This window comes from Acaryochloris marina S15, from assembly GCF_018336915.1.
Taxonomy (GTDB): domain Bacteria; phylum Cyanobacteriota; class Cyanobacteriia; order Thermosynechococcales; family Thermosynechococcaceae; genus Acaryochloris; species Acaryochloris marina_A.
On the sequence record NZ_CP064923.1, the window covers coordinates 1,495,412 to 1,521,140 of the forward strand.

Genomic DNA, 25,729 nt, shown 5'->3' on the forward strand with positions numbered 1-25,729 from the left:
ATAAAAACGTTTTTGTTTTGTAGTACCCTCTAACACTTAAATTTATTAGATTTATCCTTTGATACATATGTGATTTTATTTGTTCGGGATTGTCGGTGTATGTATATAAATTTCAGGTGCCTTGTCTTTGTAAATACAATTTCAATATATTCCTATATAGATAAATGCCTGAAATTTATATTTTTTTGATCAATTAAAGTTTAAATACGCACAAAAACCTCAAAAAATCATCAAAGATTTCCTGGTATAGCAGTCGCCACTCTAATTAGGACGCTAGGTACAACATATGTTCCATTGCTTCTCTAAGTGAACCGAAGTGCTCTAATTGGTGTCTAATTCGACTTTTAATCCAAGCCCACGACCGTTCAATCTTATTCAAATCAGGAGAATAGGGTGGCAAGTACCACACTTCACATCCTGCGGCTTCTACCAGTTGCTCAATTCGCCCTCCCTTATGGAAGGTGGCATTATCAATGACTAACTTCTGCCCCGGTTTGAGCATCGGTATCAAACAAGTCTCAAGCCAAATTTCAAATACGGTGCGATTGCAAGCCCCTTCAATCGTGAACGGGGCCATGAGCTGCTTTCCTCTCAAAGCTGCAATCATATTGACTCGTCCACTTCTGCTACCAGACTTTAAAGCATAGACCCGCTCACCTTTGGGACCATAGCCATAGTCATACTCATCTCGATTGTCCATCCCTGACTCGTCAGCATAGACGATATCGTCTGGGTCTACTGTTGTTAACTTTTGGACGAACTCAGCCCGTTTGTGCTCATCACGTTGGCGGTAGCCATAGGTCTTTTTTTTCGAGTAAATCCAATATTCTTCAGCGCTCTTGAAATAGTACGCTCACTGATTTGCCCCTCCCACAACTCGGCCATCTGAGCTTGGGTTTTATAGCGATGTTCTTGAGCAAAAGCTCGAAACTTATCCCAGTCTGTGATTTTGTGGCTATGGCCAAGGTGTTGTCTAGGGATGGGATGAAGATCACCTGTTTCTGCTTTGAGACGTTGCCATAGATTAATGGTGTTACGACTGATATGAAAGGTGTCACTCGCTTCTGAGGGAGGCATGCCATCAAGTTCAATAGCATCGATCACTTTGCAACGTAAATCGTAGCTGTAGATTTTAGGCATCCATTGAAAGACATAACAGTATCTCTAGTTTATTATGTCCTGAATAAAATGGCGCTTGCTATATCTTACTACCTACATTCAGCAGGCTAGCTAGCAGAGCAGATAATATTTTTTACAGCCCTTCCCAAGGAACGGCAAGATAAGTTGCTGCCTGCTGTTGAGCTTGATGAGATGCTTGGCACCATCAAGCCAAACTAAATGGACGGCCTGAAAGCATTGGAGAATCCAACGTAACGTAGGTTTCATAGTTTGTTTCCCCTTCTGATTAGGGAGAGTTGTTTGTACTTGTTCTAGTGCATTTCTTAACTGTCGTTGTCCTAAGCTGTAGACCATCAAACACAAGGCCATGATCATGGCTAAGGCAGCGATACGCCGAGGTGTCTTCAGGAAAACACTAGAGGCAAAGAAGAGTGGATCTTTGATAAAGCGAAAGCCTCCTTCACACGCCTGCTGGTTCTTATACTCGCGCAGAATATCATCATTGCTCCATTGCTCTTGTTCCAAGAGATTGGTGGCTAAGATGAAACGACCTGCTTGCCGCCGATAGCGTTCGATGACTGGCTCATTGAGGGTTAAGGTAGCCTCAATAGAATAGGTGTAGTGAGTCACAACCGTTGCTTTTGTCGGTCGTCCAGCCTTTGAATAATGAGGTTTTTTGTGGATTTTGAGATCGTCAAGGGTGTGATACCTGAGGATTTTGCCAAAATCTTGGGCTGCAGCTAAAGCATCTGCAGGGCACAAGAAGGTCTGTTTGCAGAGGGTTTTAAGTGCAGTAGTTTTTTGGCTAAACGCCTGATCAATCCGCTTTTGCACTTGTTTGAGTCCAGAGTCTCTGCGAGCTTTACTTTCAACCACCAGCCACCGTTGTTGAATCTCTCCATAGGTACTACATACTTCGACAAAGCTATAGCCGTTGAGAGCACTGGGGTGAAACTGTGAACCCGGCAGCCCTTGTAATAAGTCTTGGGCTGCCGTTGAACTTGCTGGAACTCGGCTAATCCAAGATGTACTTCCTAATGCTTGCAGATTGTCGGCACTGTAGAGGGCACTATCAGCAACAATCACCTCTGGCTGTTGCTGACTCCACTGTTGCTTAAATTCATGGATGATAGGCACAAACGTACTTTTGTCCGCATCATTACCGTTGCCCACTTGTAAAAATAAAGGAATACCCCCGTCCCCACTCACCAGTAGGTTCAATACAAACTGCTTGAGATCACGACGATTGTCCCGTGAGTAGCCGTAGGTGATTTTCACGGGTATCGGCTCCTCTGATTCAGCCAGTGCAGGGGAGGGGGACTCAGGTGCAGAGGGGGATTCGTCTGACGCCTCAACCTGTGGTTTATCTAAGTATTGCCCCTCAACACTAAGGCTTGTCGCATCTAGATGCGCACACCTTAGAGCTACATCGAATTTCTGAACGACTGCCATTGCCACATGGATAAATATCTGGGTCACACCATAGGCATAGAGCTTGTCGAGGACTCGACCGATACGGGTATCGTTGAGGTGCTCTGGCAGTACACCTTGACCGAGTAAGTGCTCGGTTGCTTTGCTTTCGAAAAACTCACTAAATAAGTACAATGGAGCACTCAAAAAGCCCATACCATTTAGAATCAGGGCTTTGACAACTTGACCACAACTAACATTCTCTTGCTCGTGAGTACCTAATAATCGATCCACTATTTCGACAATGCCGATCTCATCGACGATACCGGCAATAATACCGAGATGGTCAATATCCTGAACGTCTATCTCTTGAGGTGAATACATGGACTTGCGTTGAGAGACAACCTCAAAATTATCCCTTGATGGTTAGTACCTGCTGAATGTCGGTTACTATTGTAATCTATCTGAAAAACTTTTCTTGTGCTATTCCAACTACTGTAAACAGCAATTAAAACTATATATAAGAATGTAAATATGGCTCTGGCATATAGGTTTAATTCACCTATATTCATCAACTAAAATAGGACAGATAAAGTCTTGAGAGTATTATTGCTATAAAGTGGGCAAGCAGGACATAAACCTCGTCCAGCTTGAAAGCAAGAGTTTTATGAGATGCCTATAAGCCTTTAGGAGGTATGGTTTAGGTACTTAAGTAGCCCCCCTGAAAACTATGGGTCTCAATATGGACAAGGGCTAGTAATTCTGCAGCAAGACACTTGCCATTGATCATAAAACAATTCATCAGCTCACAGCATTCGCCAAGCTAGCATGAAGTCCTAAGAAAAAGGCGATCGAGCAGCAACATATACTTGATTTACCTTCAGGTATTAACTAGCTCAGCAGATGCTGATTTTGCTGTGGGGGGTTGCCAGATAGCAGCTTTGATCAAAGCCCAAATCAGAGAAACATTATAAATGGCCCAAGCAGAGTTAAGAAGATGAAGGCCAGGGTTATCTAAATCACCCATTGCATATCGAATTAGACTCACGGAAAGTCCTAATACAGTCAGAACAACAACCGTGATCTGAGGTATCACCAGGCCAACATACATGCCAGATTGACGTTGTTTAGGAGTAACTTGAAACTTAACAGGTCTCCCTGTGAATACACTCCAAACTGCCTTAATAAAGAGTGGAAAGAGGGCGATGGCAAATTGTTCTGCTCGCCATAACTCATTCTTCTTAATGCCCCAAGCGGCGGCCATAAAGGTAATCCGATTGAGAATGAAGGCAGGTACAAAATGGATGGCAAACGCCAAGCCATAGGTCTGTACGGGTATTGCTTCAGTAAAAAAGTAAATCAGCGGACAAGCAATGAAGATCAGGGTAAAAAATCCAGAGAAGTAACTATACATGGTCTGGAAATATTGCAGCTGCTGCCAAACGGTAAGACCTTTTTTTGCCAGGGGATTTTCTTGCAACAGGACCTGAACAGTGCCCTGTGCCCATCGAAGTCGCTGTTTTAGGGTAGAGCTCAGGTCATCTGGTGCTAAGCCAACCGCTAATACTTCATGGTGATACACTGACTTCCATCCTGCAGCATGGAGTCGCATGGCTGTATTCATGTCTTCCGTAATACTGGCACTGGAGACACCCCCCACCAACTCAAACTCCTCTAGGCGTTTTTGATCGGCGATATATTCATCCGCGAAATTTTGTAGCCCGGTGGTAACCAATGCTTCGCGACGTAAAACAGCATTTGTGCCCGTGTAAAAGGCTGAACTCATGCCATCCTTGCCCTGTTGAATTGGACCATAGAACAATCGAGCTTGATGACCGAAAGGGTCACCGGGAGGAAGATTATAGAAGTCTTGTGGGGTTTGGACAAAGGCAATATCGCTGTCTTTGTATGCCCCCTCTTGCATACTGTAATCAAAGAAATAGGGCAGTGCTCGCTGAAGAAAATGAGGTTTAGGAATATGGTCGGCATCTAGGGTCAAGATCAGATCGCCGGTTGTTTCTCCAGAAAACAAGGCATAGTTAATATTGCCTGCTTTAGCATGATGGGGTTTCCCTTTAGGCTTAGGACGGGCAATATATCGGCTGCGCGCTAGGTCAACTAATTCCTGTTCTTTTTGCTCAATGGTGCGCTGTAAGACCTTGACTTCTGCTTTTAGATAGTCAGCCACTGAGCCATATTGATGATTGAGCAGACGGGTACTCTGTTGGAGGCTATGGAGATAACCCACTAACTGCTGATTTTGATCTTGAACGCCAGTTGCTTCTGGCGCAAAGAACTTGATGGCAATTAAACACTGACGTTTATCGGGAGTGGGGTTATAGCTGACAAAGTCAGTGAATTGGCTCATGATGCCAAAGCCTCTCCCCCCTTCATCCATCAGATCCACATCTTCCAGAGATTTGAAAATTTTGTCAGGGTTGTCTAGACCTGGACCTCGGTCCCAAATTTGCAGTACTAAAACATTACTGGAAATGTTGAGCTCCAAGTCAATCGGCGTGGTGTGGGGCAGATCCTTATGGGCATATTTCAAGACATTATCCACACCCTCACCCAATACCGTTTGCAGCTCTAACCAAGGTTTCATGGGAATGTGAGGCTGCTGAAGCTGCCCAAACCAGTCCAGGGCCGCCTGGGCGTTTTCCCGTTTGGTTTCTAGGGTTAAGGTATGAGACTTTAATTGCTCCTCTCCGGCAGCAATTTCTGAGACGAGACTCTGGAGATGCTGCAGCTGCGCTTTGAGGTGTAGACGTTGCGAGTTGATCTCATCCGCTGCCGCACGAAGTTGTGGTGTTTGCAAATCCCCAATACATAATTGCTCCGACATTTGCCGCATTTGAGGGGAGTTGCCGTCATCCAGTACATAGACCTTCAGCTTTGTTGCAGGATAGTCCATGCTCAAGGCCGCTTTAGCCGTTTCCCGAACCATCTCAACCGGTTCGTTATAGCAGGTAATAAATACATCTACTCTCGGCCATTTAGCCTCTGGCAAAGCGGGGCGCATTTGTCTGAGGGGTTTGGCATCTCGGATAATGGGTCGCCACAGACCAATAAAAAACATGACGCCGCCAATATAGCTATATATTTCAGCGAGTAATAGTGGAATGGCTATCCATAGGGCATTGAAGTTGACCGAATTCAGGATTCGCCACTGTAAATACCAGCCCCCAAAAATGAGGTTTATGATCACCAGAAACCGAAAGAGTAGGGTTCTATCCTTGAGTCTGATGCGAATATTGCCAGAAAAGGCAGGGGTATTTTCAATAATGGGGACGGCATTAGTCATGAGACTGTGTATCCTTACTGCTTGACTAAAGAGTGATGATGTTGAGTTCTATGAACAATATTTTTGAGAATCACCACAGTAGCGTTGCGGTTAAGTTGAGTATTGACACCTAGCTGCTCATTCTCACAACATCTCGCAAAACATTCATTTTGAGATCGCTGTGAAGTCGGCTTGAGGCCATCTATTGCTATAGGGAGAGTATCCATTTATCAGAAAAGTTATTTGTTATTGTTTTTGGACAGAGCGCTGTTTGGGGCTCCCCAATAGGTCCCGGTCGAATCAGTAATAAGCTGCAATTTAGGTTTGGGGGTAGGGGGTAAGCCCGTACCAATTTCTTCGTTGGCAACGGCTTTCCACCAGGGGGAGCTACGGGAGATATCGGCGACGAGTAACGGTTGGCGATCGCGCAAACGATACAAGATTGACTGCAGGACAATACTATTGGTGGAGCCACTAAAACCAGGATTAGACTGGCCCGATTGCTCGTTTACCCCTTCGTAAAAACCCAATACGGGGTTATACAGGTCTAATGCTGACTGATACAGCTCTTGAGCGTAGTCATTGTCGGGAAAAATTGCGTGATAGGCAAAGGCTGCAGCACTGCTGATGACCCGTTGCTCAGACTCTAGTGCTTTGTTCGCACTTGAAGCCGCCCAAGCTTTTTTATCTTTATCCATCAGACTGCTATGAATGACGTAAGGGGCCTTAGTCGACAGGGTTGTTCCAGCTGCAGTCAGTACCCCTTCCCGGTTATACCGTTCTTGTTGAGCTTGCAACATCGGTAGAACTAATCGCCGCATTTGTGGATCTAGACCTAGCTCTAAGCCATAAACCATAAATGGATTGCTAACGATCTGTTGATCGGTATCGGGCTTCTTCCGAGGACGATCTCGCTCAATCGGAATTTGGAACCCTTCTAACTCTGCGGTTTTATAATCCCCGCCTACAGCCGCTTCCGTCACATCAAAGCCCCAAAGCTGAAATCCTCGGGCTGCATATTCTTCGTAGCCCAACCGTGAATCGGGTTTCACTCGGATTAAGCGACGGCCATTGCTGTCTGCTTCTACAAAAGCACTATGAATGCGGCCATCTCGAACGACCCGCAGGAACGACCAGTCCAACACAATCTCATCAATAATTTCGGTATATCCCTTATGACACCCCTTGAGGTTGTGCAGCGCTAACAAGAAACGACCCACGTCTAAACCTGACCAGCCAATTCCTTCTGGGGACGGATTCATCCCATAATCAACCGATTCTAGGGTACGGATATCATAGTTACGATGGGGCAATTCGCCACCATGTAACGGCAGCCGTTTTATTGCACCTAAAAATAACCGAACCCGCTGATCAAATTCCTCGATGGTAATCACATCCAGCGATTCAGCAGCCTGGAGTGCGGCGATATAATCTCCCATCCCCCAAAGGGTTGCGACTTTCATGTCGCTGCGATCGCTAACTAATCCCGTACTGGAATCATAATTGGCCTCAAAATATTTCCAGGCTGCTTTGGCATATCGTTTCTCAGCCAAGTGAGGTCGGCGAGTTAAATCTTCGCAGACAGAAGAATTTTTGGGTTTACCACCTGACAGAATTGGAGCCACAGCCAACTGAACAGGCTGCTTCAGCTGTTCAGGCTGTTCTATCTTGCCAATTGATTCGGGTGGAGCCGGTGCTGATGCAACCACAGGAGCTGGAGCTGTTGCAGGCGCAGAGGTAGGCAAAGATGTCGTAGTTTGACCCGGTGGAAATTTAGGACTTGCGCCATCACCTTCAATAAATTGGCAGCAAACAACTAGGTTCGGATCAACAGCGCTAGGTTGAGATACCGTTTGCTGAGTGGGAGATTGAGCAACAACAGGGCTAGGAGGCGGCGCTGCACTTGGGCCAGGCGTTGGAGCCGGAGCGGGTGCTGGAGCTGGGGCTGGAGCGGGTGCCGGGGCTGGAGCTGGAGCGGGTGCCGGGGCTGGAGCTGGAGCGGGTGCCGGGGCTGGAGCTGGAGCGGGTGCCGGGGCTGGAGCTGGAGCAGGTGCCGGGGCTGGAGCTGGAGCAGGTGCCGGGGCTGGAGCTGGAGCGGGTGCTGGAGCAGGTGCCGGAGCGGGTGCTGGAGCCGGGGCGGGTGCTGGAGCCGCAGCTACATTATCTGGAGCGGGGTAACCTTCCGCAACTATCGTGTTTTGGGGATTTCCAGTAGAGGCATTAACACCATTTCCCCCAATCAGCGGTCGATATCCTCTGGCTTTGTAATAGAGGATCTCCATGATCAGCCCATTCGTGTTACCCGTCAGGGCTCGATTGGGCTCATTAGTTTCCTCATACAATCCGGCAAAAAATCCACCCCCATCTGGACTCATCAAGCCCTTCGCCACTTCAAATAATTGATCCGCATAAGGTTCGTCGGGAAAGATATACCGCCAACCAAAGGCAGCCTTGGTACTAATACTGCGCTTGTCAGGATGAAGTTCATTTTTTTCTGTAATCGTGGCCCAAGCCTCGCCATTGGAAAAAACCGTGTTGTAGAGGAAGTAGGGCGGGCCGTCAATATTGTCTTCCGTCACAGCCGTTAACTGCCCCGTTGCCTGATAGCGACGTTTTTGGACTTCTAGGACCCGAGCTGCATAGTCTCGCATCTGGTCACCGAGAAAACCAAATTCAATGCCATCCAGAATATAAGATTCACTGACCACATAGTTATTGGCATTGGTTTCCTGGTATGCCCGAGTATCTACCGGGATCTGCACCCCATAGATTTCAACCATTTGAAAGGGTTCAAAGGATAGGGCTTTCGGAACGGAGAACCCCCATAATTCATACCCTCGGGCTGCATATTCTTCATAGCCTAGGCGGCCTTCTTGTACGGGTAGAGTTTGGCCATCTTCAAGGACTGTAGCCCCATACATATTGCCATCTTCAATGGAACGTTCAATCGCCCAGCGATCAACAATAGCCTGCAACCATTCAGCATATTGGGGGTGGCAGGTTCGGAGGACATGGAAAGCCGCCAGCACTCGACCAATATCGAGAGCCGACCAACCAATTCCCCGTTCAATAGGGTTGTTACCATAGTCCACCATGTCGCCATTGGCAGCGTTATAGACCTTATTCGGCAGGCTATCTTCAAATAGGGTGAGTTCTGCAAGGCTGGATAAAAACTTATTCAATTTTTGATCCAATTCATCTTGCGGGATTAGGTTCATCCACCGGGCCGCATTGAGGGCCATCAGGTAGTTACCCATGTCCCACAAGGTACCAGAAGGATATCCTCCCGATGAATTGGTAAACCCAGTGGCTTCTTGATAGTTATTGACAAAATATTGCCAAGCAGTGCGGGCGTAGGTTTCTTCTTCTGGTGTTAAAGGGTTGGTAATACCGCCGCAGGAATTATCGGTGGGGGGTGGGGGTGGTGCAGAAATTGGAGCAGGGGCAGGGGCAGGGGCCGCCGCAGGTGTAGGAGATGGGGCGGGGGCAGGTGCTGGAGCGGGCGTTGGCGCTGGGGCGGGTGCTGGGGCGGCGGGGACTTGAGCCGTTTCAGGCGCAGGAAAACCTTCCATAACAACGGTTGATTCAGGGGCTCCAGTTGAAGCACTAACGCCATCCCCTCCAATTAGGGGGCGATTCCCTCTCGCCTTGTAATAGAGGATTTCCATAATCAACCCGTTGGTATTTCCGGTCAGAGACTGATTGGGTTGTTGAGTCTCCTCATATTGGCCCGCGAAAAATCCCCCTCCATCCGGGCTCATTAAGCTCTTGGCTACTTCAAAGAGTTGTTGAGCATAGGGATCATCTGGAAAAATATAGCGCCAACCAAAGGCGGCTTTCGTACTAATACTGCGTTTATCGGGATGGAGTTCATTTTTTTCCGTGATCGTGGCCCAGGCCACTCCATTAGAAAAGACTGTGTTGTATAGGAAGTAGGGCGGACCATCAATGTTATCTTCAGTCACGGCTGTCAATTGACCTGTGGCCTGATAACGCCGCTTCTGAACTTCAAAGACCCGAGCTGCATAGTCCCGCATTTGGTCGCCCAAGAAACCAAATTCAATGCCGTCTAAGATATAGGACTCACTAACGACATAGTTATTAGCATTGGTGTCTTGATAATTACGAGTATCTACAGGAATTTGTACCCCATAGATTTCAACCATCTTGTAGGGTTCAAAGGACAATGCCTTGGGAACCTGAAAATTCCAAAGTTGGTATCCCCTTGATGCATATTCCTCATACCCGAGGCGGCCTTCCTGCACTGGCAAGGTTTGGCCATCTTCAAGGACTGTAGCCCCATACATATAGCCATCTTGAACGGAACGATCCACCGCCCAACGATCAATAATGGTTTTCAACCAATCTGCATACTGAGGGTGACAGGTCCGCAGGACATGAAACGCAGCCAAAACACGCCCAATATCTAGTGCTGACCAGCCAATCCCTCGTTCGATGGGGTTGTTGCCATAATCCACCATGGCTCCATCGGCAGCGTTATACACCTTATTCGGCAAGCTATCCTCAAACAGCGTTAACCCTGCTAGTGAAGATAGGAATTTATTGAGTTTCTGATCGAATTCTTCTTGGGGGATGATGTTCATCCATCGAGCGGCATTGAGGGCCATGAGGTAGTTGCCCATATCCCACAAGGTACCGGAGGGATATCCCCCCGATGAATTCGTAAATCCCGTTGATTCCTGATAGTTGTTGACAAAATATTGCCAAGCGGTGCGGGCGTAAGTTTCCTCCTCTGGTGTTAAAGGATTCGTAATCGCCCCACACTCATTGGCTTCTTGGGCATGGGCAACCTTCTCTGTGGTAAACGGTAGCCACAAAGGAGGAGAAAAGATGCCAATTGCCAGACAGGCAACCAGTCTAACTATCGGTAGAGAACGACGTCGATTCATCAGGTAGGATGGCCCCAGTCAAACAATGCAAAAGAAACACAAACCTTGTTATTGGTGAGCAGGTGAATAGGGCTAAATCCTATTAGGTACCTAGCTCAGAAACACCAGCCCAAACAGCTAGAGGTTTGCCAACCTTCTTAAATAATAAGCACTCTAAGATAATGCCATTGTTATTAGCTGTCAATACGGCATTAGGCTCATCTAAGGTTTCATAAAAACCACTGTACCAACCTTTTTTCGAACCAACTTTTTCTTGCACAAAAGCAAATAACTTTTTGGTGTAATCCGTGTTGTAAAGAACATGCCAACCGATCGCAGCTTTGGTACTCACAAAGCGGAGATGATTATAATTTTCTCCGGTATCACTAATCGTTGCCCAGGGTTTACCATTCACATATAAGGTGTTGTAAACAAAATAGGGTTCTCGATCCAAATTATCTTCAGTGATAGCCGTTAATTGCTTAGTGGCTTTGTAGCGGGCTTCTTGGGCGGCGAGCATCCGGTCTGCATAAGCTTTAGGGAGCGCTTTGAATCCTGTTTCGATGCCATCGAGGAAAAAAGGCTCACTTAAAACATAGTTATTCGCTTCCGAATTTTCGCGATCGCGCACATCAAAAGGAATGCTGTGGCCATAGAGTTCAACGAAGGCCGATTTGTTGTTGTAATCTAACGCTTTATCAACATTAAGCCCCCAGAGTTTCAAACCATAGGCCGCATAATCTTCGTACCCTAAGCGTCCTTCTTGGTTATATTGCTCTTGACCATCTTTGATACTGGTGCCATACATTTGGCCACCTTTTGTCAACCGTTTGACATCCCAGGCTTTCCACACTGCTGTGGTTTGGGGTTCAAACTCGGGATATTTGGCGGCAATAATTTTTAGCCATAGGGCAATTCGACCCAGGTCAATCGCTGACCAGCCAATCTCTTCCCGCTTATCTAGGGAACCATAATTCACCGGCATTAGATTTTGGGAATTGTAGACCTTATTGGGAAGCTCCCCTTTATACAATTCCAACTTGGCAAGGGTGGTCAGCATCTTGCTCATGGTCGCTTTGAATTCTTTTTCCGAAACCAAGTCCAATTCTCTAGCACTGACCAGAGCCGCCATTGCCGCACTTTGATCCCAAAGGGTCACCGATTGAAATTGATCAACCGAATTAGCCAAGCCTGTTTCTGGATTAATATTGGTCTCAAAATAGCTCCAGGCTTGCTTGGCGACCTTTAGCTCAGCAGGGGAGAGTTTACCGACATGAGCTGGGACATAGGGCGTTGTCGTCTTTGCAATTTCTGATTGACTCACCCGGTCGCCTGGAAATTTAATAGAGCGGGAATCAGGCTTTTCATGCTTAGCTTTAGGTTTCGTTTTGTCTGGGGCAGATGTAGTTGAGCTGGGGGCGGTAGCCGTGGTGGTAGGGGCAGAATCTTTAGTTGATTTTTTTTGGGAAAGATTACCCGATAGCATTTCTAAACCTGCGATCGCAGCGACAGCTGTCACTACACCACCTAAATAGGTGAGAAAAGCAAGTTTTTTAGGTGGCATTTCGAAATTAGAATTCATGACTGCTCCCACTTGGAATAATGACTGCAATAGTCAGTAATTAGACAATATTGATTGATAGCTAGGACAATCGCCTAGAGAAAGTATTCCTGATTTTTGAAAACTAGAAAAAAATATCAATAACAATCAATTAAGATGGACTTTCTTTCGTTAAAAGAGACTTGCCTGCTCTAGAATTCCCAACTTAACAATCGGTTTAACACTCTTAAAAAACTAAAAATCTATTCTCAATTGCCCAGAAAAGATATGGCTATTACTGGCTCCAGACCCACTCGAAATAATGTTGGTGAGAACATAACCAAAATCAAGCTCTACATTCTCAGCCAAAGACGCTGTACATTTTGCTTGTAGCCCTCGACCGGTACTCTTACCCCCATTTACTACTTGGTTACCAATGGAGGCAGCAAATTGACAGGTTAAAGGATCAAAAATTTTCCCTTTCCAACCCACTTCAGCGTTATAGAGTAAAAAGCCTAGGGGGGAAAAATAACCACTCTCGGCTTCTAAGTCTTCCGCAAAATTCCAGGTAAATACGTTAGCTGCGACAGAAAATGGCCCTATTTTTCGCTCTAAGCGGCTGAAAGACTGGATTTCTTGGTTACCATCACTGAAGAATCCAGCTTGTAACAGGCCAAAGAATGTAGTCTTACTGTCAATTTGCCAAAATACACTGGGACGAATCCGCCAATAGCTAATGTCATTTTCTAAAGTCGTGGTGTTGAATTTATAGGGGCCATGCTCGACTTCTCCAGAGACTAGGACTTGGCCAAAGAGGGACGTCTTCGCTCCCACCTTAAACGTAGGTTGAGGAGCTAAACGGTTAAATACTTCGGCACCCGCTGCCACATTGATGGAAACCTCTCCGACCTCAGTCTCCCACCCTAAAATTAGTGGAATATTTTTGACGGGTTCCTGACCATCCTGGCTATAGGTATTCATCCCTGTTGTAAACGTGACAACATCTCCATTCCGAACTCGGAACGTAACCACTTCTTCAATTTTTAAGTTTTCTTTGCCAAATTCATCGAAATCAAGCTTGAAGTCAGTCGTTGAATTCTCTAAGACAATAAAAGATACCTGTGGATCATCAGCGGCTCCAATCGGGGTTAAGTCAGCTGGCAACCGATTTTGAGGCGTAATTTTAGGCTGTTGAATCGGTATATCTGCAGGCACTGTAGGAGATTGAGCGGTCGTTTGTGCAGGAACTTTAGGTGTATCTTGCACAAGAACAGGCTGAGATGTAGGTGAAATATTTTGCTGCGGACGGGGGGAGGGAACCGATCGGAAACGGGGGATAGAGGTAGGGGATGGGTTGTTCCTAGAGGCCTCTGGCACAGTAGGTTGGGACCTTAGTGGTGCTAGCGGTGGCGGCCCTGATGGACGGACAGCAGGGCTAGAATTAGGCGTCTGCTCAGCGGGCGTTGCAGCGCCTCCTTCAACAGAATTATTGAGTGGAGTAGAGGAAGGTAGATTCCGAGGAACGGGACCGGAAGGACGGGCCGTTGGACTAGATGTAGGAACTCTATCAACAGGCGTTGCAGCACCTCCCTCGACAGAATCTTGGGGGGAGGAGGAGGAGGGGAGCGCTGGGATATTCGTTGGACCTGAAGGGCGAGTCGCTGGACTATAGACGGGAATTCTATCTGTAGGTGTTGCAGCCCCTCCCTGAAAATCATCTGGTGAGGAGCGAGGAGGAATATCTTGTGGCCGAGGCGCTGGACCTGAAGGGCGAGCAGCTGGACTATAGGTAGGAGGTTTGTCAGTAGGCGTCACAGTCCCTCCCTGAGAATCATCTGATGAGGGGAGGGGTGAGGCAATTTGCCGAGGAGTAGGACCTGAGGGGCGAGCAGCCGGACGATAGGTAGGGGTTGTAGCCCCTCCCTGAAAATCATCTGGTGATGAAGGGAGATTAGGGACTTCTGTTTGCCGAGGACCAGGGCCTGAGGGCCGGGCAGTCGGACTGATGATGAGTAGAGGGGAGTTGGGAGGGACTGGAGCCGGAGAATATGGCTGAGAATCTTCAAAGGGTGGAACTCCCCCCGTCCCTGTGGGGATATTCACATCAGTAGGAAACGTAGCTCCGCCTTTGGGGCCTGCTTGAGACTGGCTGGTAGGAGTAATGGCCGGTAATGGCGGAAAAGGCTGGGTAGAATGCTGGGGACTCGTTGGCTTTTGTGGAGAACGACCAGATTGAACAATAGGCTGATGCAAACTGGGATTCAACCCATAGGGGCCTGCAAACAATAACGGCTGCTGAATCACAGGAGGGTCAGTGATCGATAACTCCTGAACCTCTGGAATATTGAGGTCAGTTTGACAGCCTAAACATAGCGTTGCCAACACGGAGAGCATGAGAGATGATCCACCACAGAACAGAGCATGGGGGAAATTCAGTCAAAAAACGACATTTTTTGAGAAAATCAATCTGCCCCAGTTTAGAGTGCCCTGTAAATTGTGGACTAACGCATGATTTTTACGTCTGTCTAGAGGAAATAGGTCGCCATCCTGGGAAAACACTTTGCCGTTGACGAGCTACGACCAGGGCATCATCGCCGACATTCTTAGTAATAGTGGAACCCGCTGCAACGGTAACATCCTTCCCTAGCGTAATTGGAGCCACTAGGACGCTGTTTGCACCAGTTTTAGTGCGATCGCCAATCTGAGTCAGGTGTTTGTTCACTCCGTCATAGTTGGCAGTAATCGTACCTGCGCCAATATTGACCTGGGTTCCCAACGTTGCATCCCCTAGATAAGACAGGTGGGCAACGTTGGTGCGATCGCCAATCGTCGTTTTTTTCATTTCGACAAAATTACCGACCCGGCATTTCTCGCCAATTTGTACATTCCCCCGCAGATGCGTGTATGGCCCTATCCGAGAGTTACTGCCCACTCGGCTATCTGAGATAACGGAATAAAGGATCTGAACATTTGCACCAATCTGGCTATTCTCGATCAAACTTCCAGGACCGATACGGCTACCGGTATCAATTTTGGTATTGCCCCGTAGGTGGGTTTGGGGTTCGATAATCACGTCGGTCCCCAATTCGACTGCTTCATCGATGGTAATGCTATCTGGGTCTACGATGGTTACCCCTGCGGCTAGCCAATCATCCTTAATCCGATCTTGCAAAATTGTGTAGGCGGTCGTTAATTGTTTGCGATCGTTAATGCCCAGAATTTCTTGATAATCATCGACATCCAGAACCATTACTGGGTCTAGGTAGTTAACCGCATCGGTCAGGTAATATTCTTTCTGGTCATTTTCGGCTTTGAGATTGGGCAACACTTCGGCTAAAGCCGACCAACGAAAACAATAGACCCCCGCATTGATCCGTTGATTTTGACGCTGAGCAGGCGTACAGTCTCGATCTTCAATAATTTCCTGCAAATGCATTTGAGCATCACAAAAGACCCGACCATAACCCTTGGGATTGGGAAGTTGAGCCGTCAAAATGGTCGCCGCATTCTGATGTTCTTGATGGGTTGCCAGCATTTTTTGCAAGGTCCCGGGTCGGAGCAAGGGGACATCACCATTGAGAACAAGCAAGTCTCCTTCAAAGCCTTGCATCACAGGCAGCACTTGCTGGACGGCATGGCCGGTTCCTAATTGCTCCGTTTGTTCCACAAATTCTAAGTTGGGCCAGGCTTGCATCTCCGTCCGCACTTGATCGGCAGCATAGCCCACAATCACGATCTGGCGAGATGGAGAGAGGTTTTGGGTGCTGCTTAATACCCGCTCAACCAGACTCTTACCCCCTAACTGATGTAGTACCTTGGGCAGGTTCGACCTCATGCGTGTGCCTTTACCCGCTGCCAAAATTGCTACCGCGATCATGTCCTTGTCCTAGGGAGTCAACACCCACGGAGTATATCGTGCTTCTTCGCCAATAAGGACAACAGATTGTTGCTAAAGATGGTAAGTCAGTTTAGACAAGGTGGGTTGATCAGAACGTACCTATCGAACGTATCTGATGTGAGTCCACTTCATTTGAATTGGGAATATTCAGAAAATCAGGGTTTGAAATAGCAGATTGCTCGATGCATATTCTGGTAGGTTACATTCAGAAGTGTTGATGATTGGAAGCATTCAAGTTTTATCTCAAAATGGCCCTCTCAATTGCCTCCTGACATGGGCTATTGATATCAAAAATCTATGATCGCCATAAATCAAGGGGGGGATATCCTGGCACTCCCACTGGATTTGTGAGGACCATATTTTTAACCCAAAAAGCTAACATTCCAATCCCTTACAAGCAGGAAATTGAGGATCCTATTTCCTACCATTTTTATCACTCCATACTCAATCTAAATATTGGTAATGATGGAGAGCAGGGCTAGTTCTCAAGATCGGATCACAGGAATATTATTGACTGAGGAAGGCATGTGTTTTTACCTATGATGCGTTTATGTCTTGCAGGTTACAACTTGTGACATGGGAGAAAATAACGGCTTCTAAACTATTCCCATGATTTTCACAAATTTGAGTTTATATAGGGCTAGTAGAACTCAAAGACCTAGGGATCGAGAGCAAGAAAAAGGAAATGCGTAAATCTGGGAACTAATTATTAATAATCTCAGGCGTTGTTTGATTCTGATTGTTTTCCAGAAATACATAGTAAACAACTTCAATCTGTGCTGATTTTCTTAATTCTTTATTGATCATAACTCAAAAAAATATGGCAGTATTAATACATTCAGGTGATATTTATAGAGAGATTCATTGATTTATGGCTAGGAAAAGTAAGCAAACTAAGCCCATAACAGGTGAGGCGTTAATTACGAAGGTCAAACAACTGAGTGACTTGACCCGTGAAGAGAAAGCCAAAGCCTGTGGATATACGTCTAATGAGTCAGACGGCTCGGAACGAATTAAAGTGATGGCCTTCCTCAATGCTCTGTTGGATGCAGAAGGAGTGAATTTAGATCGGCATTCCTCTGATGGAGATGGTCGAGGTGGGCGCAAAGCCAGTTATAAGGTTAGTGTGCAGTCCAACGGTAATATTTTAGTGGGACGTACTTATACCAAAGCTTTGGAATTAGAGCCTGGAGATGAATTTGAAATCACGGTTGGTCGCAAGCATATTCATTTGAACAAGGTGGCTTAGTTCATGGAGCTGGCATCCAAAATGCCCTTATAGTCTCAGGTACGATGAGGAGACCAACGGCTCATCGACTTTCTATTAAATTTCAATTACATTCAATACCTACAAATCAACGGGTGGCTTATCTTTTGGATGCCATCCGTTTTCTCATGGGTGGGATCAGCGTTTGGCTTTAGGCAAGATCCAAATCATCTATGTCATTGACCCGAAAGATGGGATATTTCTCTACCTATGCTTGTCGGGAATTTGCTGATAACGCCTAACCGATATAGACTCCGGCTACCTCATGGGGCTAATCAAATCAACTTTAGAGCCAGCGAATAATCTAGGGTGATTATTGTCTCGTCATCTCTGTTGCCAAGATGCATTAGATTTGCGATCGCACCCTCCATACCCCTCGCGAAAACAAAAACAAATGTACTATAATCTTCCAATCCAGTCCCCCTAAATAAATCCCCATTAAGACTGCGTCAGTTATTCACGCATCACTAGAGAACTGAACATGCCTCGCCTACTGATCGTCGAATCCCCCGGAAAAATCAAGAAGCTCAGATCGATTCTAGGTGCAGGCTGGAATGTCCGGGCCTCCGTAGGCCATATCAGACAGCTCGCCAATACGGGCACGGGTAACCTAGGGTTTGAGGTGCAGAATGGCCACATCAACTGTAGTTATGAACCGCGAGACGACCGGGCCAAAAAGACCATCGCCGATCTCAAAACCGCTGCCAAACAGGCCGACGAGATTTTTATTGCCAGCGACCCGGACCGAGAGGGGGAGGTAATCGGGTGGCATATTGCCCAGGTGCTGGGGATTAAGAAACCGAAGCGCGTGGTCTATCAAGAAATTACGGAACGAGCCGTTCAGCAGGCCATTGCCCATCCCAAGTCCTTGGATATGGATTTAGTGGAGGCCGGTCGCTGTCGAGATTGTCTGGATAAGCTCGTGGGCTATCGGGGCTCTCCCTTAGTCTGGCGCTTGAACAACGGCGCGAAATCCGTCGGCCGAGTCCAGTCCGCGACCCTGCACCTGATTTGTCAGCGTGAACGCGAGATTCAAATCTTTGTGCCTCAAGATTATTGGTCGGTGTTTGTCGAGTATGCCGAAGGATTCAAAGGGTTTTACCACGGTAGTACTGCAGCAAACGAGCCAGACGAAACCACCATTGAAGATGCGGGTTCAGAGGCCAAAACCGAAGAATCCACCCGAGTTACCTCCCAGGCTGCCGCCGATGCCTTAGTTGAAATTGCCCAAACCAATCCTCACCACATCCTCTCCATAGAAGGGAAGATCACTCCCAAAAAGCCCCCCGCCCCGTTTACCACCTCGGCCCTCCAACAAGCCGCCGGATCGCGTCTCAAGTTCAGTCCTGAGCAAACCATGCAGGTGGCCCAAAAGCTCTATGAAGCGGGTCTGATTACCTACATGCGAACGGATTCGGTGATCTTGTCCCCAGACTACTGTGGTGCCGCCAAAAAATGGCTAGAGCAAAATGACGTAGACAATGTCCCTAAAACAGTCGCTAAGCAAAAAGGGGGCAAGCAAACTCAGGAGGGCCATGAAGCCATCCGCCCGACGGATATTTTCAAACCCTCCGCTGAACTGAAGCAATCCCTCCCGGATGATCAGTTCAAACTATACGTGTTGATTTGGACCCGAGCTTTAGCCTCCCAATGCAAACCTGCTCAGATCCGTAAAACCATCGTTATCAGCCAGTCTGGCGAGGTTCAATGGAAGGCCAAGGGCAATCTAGTTGAGTTCAAGGGCTACTCGAAATACTGGAAAGATATTAAAGCCGATACAGAACTCCCTACCCTGCAGCCTCAACAGATCCTCACCCTAGCCCAGGCCGATTCCCAGCAGAAACAGACCCAGCCCCCCCCTCGCTACAGTGAACCGAAGCTGGTCCAGCTGATGGAGAAAAAGGGGATTGGTCGGCCATCCACCTATGCTCCCACGATCAAGACCATCAAGACTCGGGGCTATGTCGATTTGATCAAAGGCAAACTCCAGCCCACCCCGATTGGCATGGAGGTGGATCAGTTTATGGAGGGTGCGTTACCGGAGCTATTGGAGGCTAAGTTTACGGCCCAGATGGAGAGTTCCTTGGATGCGATCGCACAAGGGAATCAGGAATGGCAAAACTATCTGATCGACTGGAACCGCAGTTATTTTGCTCCGGCCTTAGCTAAGGCATTGAAAGATTTACCTGAAGCTACTGGCAGCTATGGGGGTAAAGACTTACAAAAGTCTAGAACCAAATGTCCGGGTTGCAGTAACCCCATGTCCAAAGTGCCCAGCCAAAAGGTAAAGAAGAAGTATTTCCTCAAATGCGAAAACGGCTGCACGGCGGACGATGGGCGAGGTTTGGTGATGTTCTGGTCCGATAGGGATAAGAATTGGCAAGTCCCCCAGGCAAAGTCTGATCAGCCTGCAGAACTCACTGATTATCCTTGTCCGGCCTGTAACCAGAAAATGGAGATTTACCAATACCAAAAGGAGGGGCAGGCCAAGCAAATGCTTCGATGCTCAGATCCCAAAGCCAGAGCTAACAAGAAGCATAAAGATGCCGTCTATTTTCAAAGTAAAGGACGGTGGTGGAGCCCTAAACATGGGGAATTGGAATAAAGAAATCCCCTACAAAAAAATTGCAGGGGAAGTAAGGCTTTTGTAACTTCAGTACTTTTACTTATGATGCCCACTGAGCATAGGTTTTCACCCTCAGCGGTAGCCCAAAGATGGCGTCTATCGACCCCTCATTCAATCATTACTTCGTCCATGCGAGAGGTAGAAGCTGAAACTGAAGGATAATCATCCAAACGTTACTGGGTATCCCCCTAGAATTGCTGAAGAAGGAGCATTTGGGTAAATCGGCGTCAAACCCCCCCAATATTATTCAGCGAATATCTTATTGAATAAGTTGGTGACTTTGCTAAACGTCTTTGCTCTGCTACGACGCCCCTCTGCCAGTCTCGCATCCAAATCATCAGTGGATTCTAACTCATGAGTTGGTTCTAACTCATGAGTACTTTCCAGAAGACTTACTGCATCTTCAATCGGGGGAATAGTCTGTACTGCTGCATCCTGAATCTCGTCAGGCTTGGGGTTAGAAGTCTGTAAAGGCTTATCTACTTCAAGCTCTGAAGCTACAGGGTTAGAGAGTTCCATCTTTCAATATCTCGATACTTACAAATCTCTTATGGACAGGTTTATTGTTGGGCCGGCGCTCATTTATGGTCAGCTTTCAACAACCACATTGCTGGCATGTAATCTCTTAGTCCCTTAGTATTCCCCTCGGCAAGAGCTAGAGGAACATTGCGACGAATATGAAACCTGATCGAAATCGAAGCACAGGATTTAATGAAATTTTTTTGTCCCACATTGGAGCAGTTCAAGTTTGTTGCACAATGGCAGATAGCGTAAAAGCAAACAGCGTTCTGAGGCGTTGCAGTCAAGCGGGAATCTTTTCAAAGCTTTGTAATACCAATTTGTGTTTTGGGATGTAATTTAGATAGGATCTAATCCTATGTTCATTCCATAAGTATATGAGTCGAGTTAGTACAGTTAAACCGCATCTAACAGTGGATGAGGTGAAAGACAAAATTGCTACGGCTCCGACTGCCCGCTGTCAGCAAAAATGGATGATTATTTATAACGCCCTGGTAGATCCTCGCCCAGCTATCGAAATAGCCACGCATACTGCTACTAGTCTTCGAACGGTCCATCAGGTGATTTCCGCTTACAATCGCCTAGGAGCAGCAGCAATTGCTCCTAGGGCTAAACGGAAGAAGAATCCCGGTGCTTATCTGAGTATCGAAGAAGAGATTGAATTTTTAGAATCGTTTATTGAACGTGCTCAACAAGGTCATTTAACAACGGTTCAAGAGATCCAAACGGCCTTTGAGACTAAAGTGGAGACGTCAGTGGCACCCAGTACTATCTATCGTTTGCTAGACCGACACGGATGGCGCAAACTCATGCCTCGTCCGTCCCATCCCAATGGAAACAAAGCGGCACGAGAGGCTTTTAAAAAAACTTTCGGGGGCTGGTCCAAACCGCTGTAGCAGATCGCTCAGCTGAAGACCAACGTCCCATTGTGATCATGGCAGCAGACGAAGGGCGCTTTGGTCGTCTAGGGCAAGTAAGAAGAGCTTGGTGTGCTCCTGGAATTCGACCCGAAAGTGGGCAGCAGCTTGTCCGTGAATATCTCTATGGCTATGTTGCTGTTGCTCCTGCGTTAGGAAAGATGAGTGCTTTAGTCTTACCCTTTTCCAATACTCAGATGATGAACTTATTCCTAGCACAAGTGGCGGATGAATTTTCAGACTATTTTGTGGTGATGCAGGTCGATGGAGCGTCTTACCACACCGGAAAGAAGCTCGTCATTCCAGACAATATACGCTTGATTGTTCAGCCTCCTCGAAGTCCACAACTCAATGCTGTAGAGCATATCTGGGAGGAGGTGAAAGAAAAGCACTTCTACAATCAGGTTTTTGATTCTTTAGATGAGGTATCCGATACCTTGTGCAAGGGACTCAAAGAACTCATGGATTTACCCGATAGGCTGACTTCTATGACCAATTTTCCTCATATGAGAATTACGATTTAAAACGCAAATTGGTATAAGACCTACATTTCAGATCGTTCTAAGCAGTAGATTCTCAAAAGGATGCGTATTTTTCCAGCGATAGGTGTTGAAGTCACGCTCATCAACGGACAAAATTCGGCCATGTCCAAGATGCTCTGCCAAAACCACGAGAGAGGCATCAGCTAGGTCCATGGGCAAATTTCGATATTGGCAAGTGAGTTCGTGTATTCGTGCGCTATGGGCAAGGGTCAGCTCAAAGACAATGAATGCTTCTTGAGACAAGTTGAGAATAAACCGTTCTTGAGCCGAGGCCCCTAAACGCTTCAGCAGAAAATGGCAGGTTTCTGTGACGACTGGCCAGGTGGTAATCAGGGGTTCTTGAACTTGGGTTAACGCTTGAATCGCTGGGGAGTGATAACTGTCTTGTCGGTTGGCTAAAGCTAGCTAAAATCCTGTATCGACGATAATCACTGGGTTAGGCCATATTTCTCTTCTAGGCTATCGCCATAGTCCAATTTGTAATGGGTCGATAGGTTATCTTCGGCCTCTCCACACCCAATAAATCCACTTTCCGTTAAGAGATCGATGGGATGCTGCGGGGCATATTCTTGGTAATAAGCATCTAACGCCAATTTGATAATCTCTGTGACACTTTTTTCGGTCTGCCGCTGAAGGTAATTCAGTTTGAAGGCATATTCGTCATCAAGTCGGGCATTAATGCGCATGGCATAGATGTCATAAGGTTGTATGACAATCTAGCACTCGTCCTAGGAGAAAGGGCTGCCTCACCCCAAAGCGTGGTCCGATTCTATGGTTAACAATCGCAGCCTGTCTCATCAACAGTCTGGAAGAAACAGTGGCGAAGAAAGCTAGCTGCTCCATATCATCAAAGCATTGATTTTTGCGAAACTCCAGATGGCATCGGTCTCGAATAATTAACCAATCCAAAATCTAAATCGAATATTCCTGGACTCAACTTTACCTAAAAACGTTGAGAGGTCATGGAGATCTTGAAGGACATCCACTAACAATTCATCACTATTCTGTATCTGTGGGTGGGCAAGTACATCAGGATTATCCTTCAAGTGCTGGATCAGCTCATGTATCGTTTTAATGGCAATTCCAGCATCGGCAGCGCTAAACCAGTCAGCCTGCCCTTCCAGTTCATGCAATTTAGCTCGCAAACATTGTCGATCAGCCTCAAGCTCAGCTCTATCTAATTCATATGTAGTGTTAAGTTCACCCAAGGCATCAGCAATGTCCAGTTCATCTAGAGCATTTAACGCATCCTCGTAAAATGCAGGGTCTTCTATAACGAAATGATCTAACTTGGTTAGCCTCTTGTCTTTGGCTATTTTCTCCAATTTTCCCCATACTTCAGTGATAGCAAGAACCTCACTTGGAGAATTCTCAGGTAAGGATTCCATCCATCTCTCATACTCAAGAGCAATACTAAAGGTAGCAGGTGACACTCTCTAAGCCCTATAAATTCTAGACATATACAGTCAAAGTACGGCCTTCCATGCTTTTTATCTTTGATACATTAGGTCGGTTCTTGCTACATATTTCACACCTCTAGACACCTCAGCCCCTTCATGAAGAATGAGATGCTGAAACAAAAGGCCAAAACCCTTTCGAGGCGTAATTGAGTGTATTAACTCGGTTAGGAAATTTGTTTGTCCACCCTCAAAATCATCGTTCAAATAGACCAGAAATGAATAATAACTCTTTTCATTTCCATTCCGTTCAAGTGAACCATCATAATGAGGGCTAAATTTCATGCCAACTTTATATCGATAGCATCTAAAGCGGTCATGAGCGCTCGATAAGACTCTTCCCTGCATTGTTGATGGGACGTACTCTTGTGCTTTTAAAAATAATTTCTCTGCAAGGGAGGAATCGTTAAAAATCACTCGCTCATTATTGCGTACATTGGTATTAACCTCGGCCTCTCCATCATTACGAACCGTTGCCAGACTAGGGTTAAGCTGATTGATTTTTCCAATTAATTCATCGCATTCTTTGACTGTCAAAATATTGGGAATCTCAATAATTAATGGAGCTGCTTTATTAATAATGGGCATAAATCTTGATTACAGAGGGATCTAACGTACCAGTCACAAGGGCTCAAAAATTTCTTAAGCGTGTAAATCTAACAGCTTACCTGCATCACAGAATCCAAGGCTTGATGCCGGAGCATATTGCCAACCTGCTCTTAGGATAAGGAGCTTGGGGCCTTGATACCCAGCTCAACATCCATGATGTCCAACCACACAGTTCGCTATGCAACCAGGATTAGAATATGTCCCCCCCTGCTGAGCCTCTCAGTTGAGAGGCTGATTACGCATAAAGAATCATCCAGGGACACACCATCTTTTTCTATAATGATTGTCTGATCATCTGTTTGGGTATTTATTGTGGCTGTTACTCCCTTATCATCTGCTGACCAATCCTCTGGCGCACAACAATATCCCGACGCCTTGGGTCGATTTGGTCCCTACGGCGGGAAGTATGTTCCAGAGACCCTAATGCCCGCCCTAGCAGAACTAGAGTCAGCCTTAGCCCAATACCGAAACGATCCAGATTTTCAGACTGAACTCAGCCAACTACTCAAAGACTATGTGGGTCGGCCTAGCCCCCTTTATTTTGCAGAGCGGATTACCGCCCACTATGCCCGTCCCGATGGTAGTGGCCCTCAGATCTATTTAAAGCGAGAAGACCTCAACCATACGGGAGCCCATAAAATCAACAACGCTTTAGCTCAAGCCTTGCTGGCCAAGCGCATGGGTAAACAGCGGATCATTGCCGAAACCGGAGCCGGACAACATGGGGTAGCAACAGCAACCGTCTGCGCCCGCTTTGGCTTTGACTGCGTGATTTATATGGGGGTCCAGGATATGGAACGTCAGGCTCTCAATGTATTTCGGATGCGGCTATTAGGGGCAGAAGTTCATCCTGTGGAAGCGGGGACAGGCACTTTGAAGGATGCCACCTCTGAAGCGATCCGTGACTGGGTCACTAACGTGGAGACCACCCACTATATTTTGGGTTCTGTCGCTGGCCCTCACCCCTACCCAATGATGGTGCGAGACTTTCACGCGGTGATTGGCGAAGAGACTCGTCAGCAATGTCAGGAAAAGTGGAATGGCACTCCCGATATTTTGCTCGCCTGCGTGGGGGGTGGGTCTAACGCCATGGGCCTATTTCATGAGTTTGTGCCTGATACTCAAATCCGCATGATTGGGGTAGAGGCTGCCGGGGCTGGAGTGAATACCGATAAACATGCGGCCACGCTCACCCAAGGAGAGGCTGGGGTGCTGCATGGGGCCATGAGTTATTTACTTCAAGATGAAGATGGTCAAGTTTTAGAAGCTCATTCCATTAGTGCGGGACTGGATTATCCTGGTGTCGGGCCTGAGCATAGTTTTCTTAAAGACAGTGGCCGTTGTGAATATTACAGCGTCACGGATATGGAGGCGGTCGGGGCTTTTCAGCGACTAACGGAGTTGGAAGGGATTATTCCCGCTTTGGAAACGAGTCATGCGATCGCATATCTGGAAACCCTCTGTCCTCAGTTAGAAGGCAGTCCCCGAATTGTCATTTCTTGTTCTGGTCGGGGAGATAAAGATGTGCAAACCGTCGCTAAATTTATAGAGCAGCAGTCTTCCTAGCTGGCTAAGCAGTGACGCTTCTATATTTCAGCAACAAGAGTTAATAAAGGGTTAAAATCGGGTTGCGGTTCGTTTAAGGCTTCAACC

Annotated in this window: 16 protein-coding genes and 1 pseudogene; 5 read left to right on the forward strand and 12 right to left on the reverse strand. The window is 46.9% G+C overall.

Annotation, left to right across the window (positions count from 1 at the left end):
* Positions 1–265: 265 nt before the first annotated feature.
* The 7 genes from I1H34_RS07625 to glmU form a co-directional block, all read right to left on the reverse strand.
* A protein-coding gene (locus tag I1H34_RS07625; RefSeq protein WP_212665074.1) for an IS630 family transposase occupies positions 266–1,140 on the reverse strand; the annotation gives its coding sequence in 2 pieces (ribosomal slippage) (positions 266–808 and positions 811–1,140; 873 coding nt in all).
* Positions 1,141–1,230: 90 nt separating this feature from the next.
* Positions 1,231–2,913 carry an IS1634 family transposase gene (locus tag I1H34_RS07630; protein ID WP_212661850.1) on the reverse strand — a complete coding sequence of 561 codons (1,683 nt, stop codon included), beginning with the start codon at positions 2,911–2,913 and terminating at the stop codon, positions 1,231–1,233.
* Positions 2,914–3,409: 496 nt separating this feature from the next.
* On the reverse strand, positions 3,410–5,833 hold the full coding sequence (locus I1H34_RS07635) for a glycosyltransferase family 2 protein (protein ID WP_212665075.1): 2,424 nt from the start codon (positions 5,831–5,833) through the stop codon (positions 3,410–3,412).
* 218 nt (positions 5,834–6,051) lie between these two features.
* Positions 6,052–10,722 (reverse strand): DUF3131 domain-containing protein, encoded by a 4,671-nt coding sequence (locus I1H34_RS07640; protein WP_212665076.1) that lies wholly within the window; start codon positions 10,720–10,722, stop codon positions 6,052–6,054.
* A gap of 82 nt (positions 10,723–10,804) precedes the next feature.
* A complete protein-coding gene (locus tag I1H34_RS07645; protein ID WP_212665077.1) occupies positions 10,805–12,283 on the reverse strand; it encodes a DUF3131 domain-containing protein in 1,479 nt (492 codons plus the stop codon).
* A 213-nt stretch (positions 12,284–12,496) separates the two neighbouring features.
* Positions 12,497–14,635 carry a hypothetical protein gene (locus I1H34_RS07650; protein ID WP_212665078.1) on the reverse strand — a complete coding sequence of 713 codons (2,139 nt, stop codon included), beginning with the start codon at positions 14,633–14,635 and terminating at the stop codon, positions 12,497–12,499.
* Between the two features lie 121 nt (positions 14,636–14,756).
* The gene (gene glmU, locus I1H34_RS07655) at positions 14,757–16,118 is read right to left on the reverse strand and encodes a bifunctional UDP-N-acetylglucosamine diphosphorylase/glucosamine-1-phosphate N-acetyltransferase GlmU (protein ID WP_212665079.1); all 1,362 of its coding nucleotides are present in this window, start codon (positions 16,116–16,118) and stop codon (positions 14,757–14,759) included.
* Between the two features lie 892 nt (positions 16,119–17,010).
* Between glmU and I1H34_RS07660 the strand changes: the two genes are divergently transcribed.
* Together I1H34_RS07660 and topA are read left to right on the forward strand one after the other, a co-directional pair.
* Positions 17,011–17,388, forward strand: a complete 378-nt coding sequence (locus I1H34_RS07660; RefSeq protein ID WP_212665080.1) for an AbrB family transcriptional regulator — start codon at positions 17,011–17,013, stop codon at positions 17,386–17,388.
* Between the two features lie 499 nt (positions 17,389–17,887).
* Complete coding sequence (gene topA, locus I1H34_RS07665; protein ID WP_212665081.1) at positions 17,888–20,011, forward strand: type I DNA topoisomerase; 2,124 nt, start codon at positions 17,888–17,890, stop codon at positions 20,009–20,011.
* Positions 20,012–20,275: 264 nt separating this feature from the next.
* Here topA and I1H34_RS07670 read toward each other — a convergent pair whose 3' ends face one another.
* Positions 20,276–20,551, reverse strand: a complete 276-nt coding sequence (locus I1H34_RS07670) for a hypothetical protein (protein ID WP_212665082.1) — start codon at positions 20,549–20,551, stop codon at positions 20,276–20,278.
* 377 nt (positions 20,552–20,928) lie between these two features.
* On the opposite strand from I1H34_RS07670, the gene I1H34_RS07675 reads away from it, so the two are divergent.
* Both I1H34_RS07675 and I1H34_RS07680 read left to right on the forward strand, forming a co-directional pair.
* Positions 20,929–21,447 (forward strand): helix-turn-helix domain-containing protein, encoded by a 519-nt coding sequence (locus I1H34_RS07675; protein ID WP_212662770.1) that lies wholly within the window; start codon positions 20,929–20,931, stop codon positions 21,445–21,447.
* A gap of 38 nt (positions 21,448–21,485) precedes the next feature.
* The gene (locus tag I1H34_RS07680; protein ID WP_212662769.1) at positions 21,486–21,992 is read left to right on the forward strand and encodes a transposase; all 507 of its coding nucleotides are present in this window, start codon (positions 21,486–21,488) and stop codon (positions 21,990–21,992) included.
* A gap of 27 nt (positions 21,993–22,019) precedes the next feature.
* On the opposite strand, the pseudogene I1H34_RS07685 reads toward I1H34_RS07680, so the two are convergent.
* The 4 genes and pseudogenes from I1H34_RS07685 to I1H34_RS07700 all read right to left on the reverse strand — a co-directional run bounded on the left by I1H34_RS07685 (position 22,020) and on the right by I1H34_RS07700 (position 24,055).
* Positions 22,020–22,442 (reverse strand): annotated as a pseudogene (locus I1H34_RS07685) (type II toxin-antitoxin system VapC family toxin).
* On the reverse strand, positions 22,439–22,696 hold the full coding sequence (locus tag I1H34_RS07690) for a ribbon-helix-helix domain-containing protein (protein WP_212665083.1): 258 nt from the start codon (positions 22,694–22,696) through the stop codon (positions 22,439–22,441). Before I1H34_RS07690 ends, I1H34_RS07685 begins: the two are co-directional and overlap by 4 nt.
* A gap of 210 nt (positions 22,697–22,906) precedes the next feature.
* Positions 22,907–23,398 (reverse strand): hypothetical protein, encoded by a 492-nt coding sequence (locus I1H34_RS07695; RefSeq protein WP_212665084.1) that lies wholly within the window; start codon positions 23,396–23,398, stop codon positions 22,907–22,909.
* A gap of 102 nt (positions 23,399–23,500) precedes the next feature.
* Entirely contained in the window at positions 23,501–24,055 is a 555-nt protein-coding gene (locus I1H34_RS07700; RefSeq protein WP_212665085.1) for a prolyl hydroxylase family protein, read from the reverse strand.
* 333 nt (positions 24,056–24,388) lie between these two features.
* Between I1H34_RS07700 and trpB the strand changes: the two genes are divergently transcribed.
* Positions 24,389–25,642, forward strand: coding sequence for a tryptophan synthase subunit beta (gene trpB / locus I1H34_RS07705; protein ID WP_212665086.1), 1,254 nt, complete (start codon positions 24,389–24,391; stop codon positions 25,640–25,642).
* Positions 25,643–25,729: the final 87 nt, after the last annotated feature.

Excerpts from the sequence above, each read along its gene's own strand:
- I1H34_RS07630 (WP_212661850.1), bottom strand. The coding sequence starts at position 2,913 with ATGTATTCACCTCAAGAGATAGACGTTCAGGATATTGACCATCTCGGT.
- I1H34_RS07635 (WP_212665075.1), bottom strand. The coding sequence starts at position 5,833 with ATGACTAATGCCGTCCCCATTATTGAAAATACCCCTGCCTTTTCTGGC.
- I1H34_RS07640 (WP_212665076.1), bottom strand. The coding sequence starts at position 10,722 with ATGAATCGACGTCGTTCTCTACCGATAGTTAGACTGGTTGCCTGTCTG.
- I1H34_RS07645 (WP_212665077.1), bottom strand. The coding sequence starts at position 12,283 with ATGAATTCTAATTTCGAAATGCCACCTAAAAAACTTGCTTTTCTCACC.
- I1H34_RS07650 (WP_212665078.1), bottom strand. The coding sequence starts at position 14,635 with ATGCTCTCCGTGTTGGCAACGCTATGTTTAGGCTGTCAAACTGACCTC.
- glmU (WP_212665079.1), bottom strand. The coding sequence starts at position 16,118 with ATGATCGCGGTAGCAATTTTGGCAGCGGGTAAAGGCACACGCATGAGG.
- I1H34_RS07660 (WP_212665080.1), top strand. The coding sequence starts at position 17,011 with ATGGCTAGGAAAAGTAAGCAAACTAAGCCCATAACAGGTGAGGCGTTA.
- topA (WP_212665081.1), top strand. The coding sequence starts at position 17,888 with ATGCCTCGCCTACTGATCGTCGAATCCCCCGGAAAAATCAAGAAGCTC.
- I1H34_RS07670 (WP_212665082.1), bottom strand. The coding sequence starts at position 20,551 with ATGGAACTCTCTAACCCTGTAGCTTCAGAGCTTGAAGTAGATAAGCCT.
- I1H34_RS07675 (WP_212662770.1), top strand. The coding sequence starts at position 20,929 with ATGAGTCGAGTTAGTACAGTTAAACCGCATCTAACAGTGGATGAGGTG.
- I1H34_RS07680 (WP_212662769.1), top strand. The coding sequence starts at position 21,486 with ATGGCAGCAGACGAAGGGCGCTTTGGTCGTCTAGGGCAAGTAAGAAGA.
- I1H34_RS07690 (WP_212665083.1), bottom strand. The coding sequence starts at position 22,696 with ATGCGCATTAATGCCCGACTTGATGACGAATATGCCTTCAAACTGAAT.
- I1H34_RS07695 (WP_212665084.1), bottom strand. The coding sequence starts at position 23,398 with ATGGAATCCTTACCTGAGAATTCTCCAAGTGAGGTTCTTGCTATCACT.
- I1H34_RS07700 (WP_212665085.1), bottom strand. The coding sequence starts at position 24,055 with ATGCCCATTATTAATAAAGCAGCTCCATTAATTATTGAGATTCCCAAT.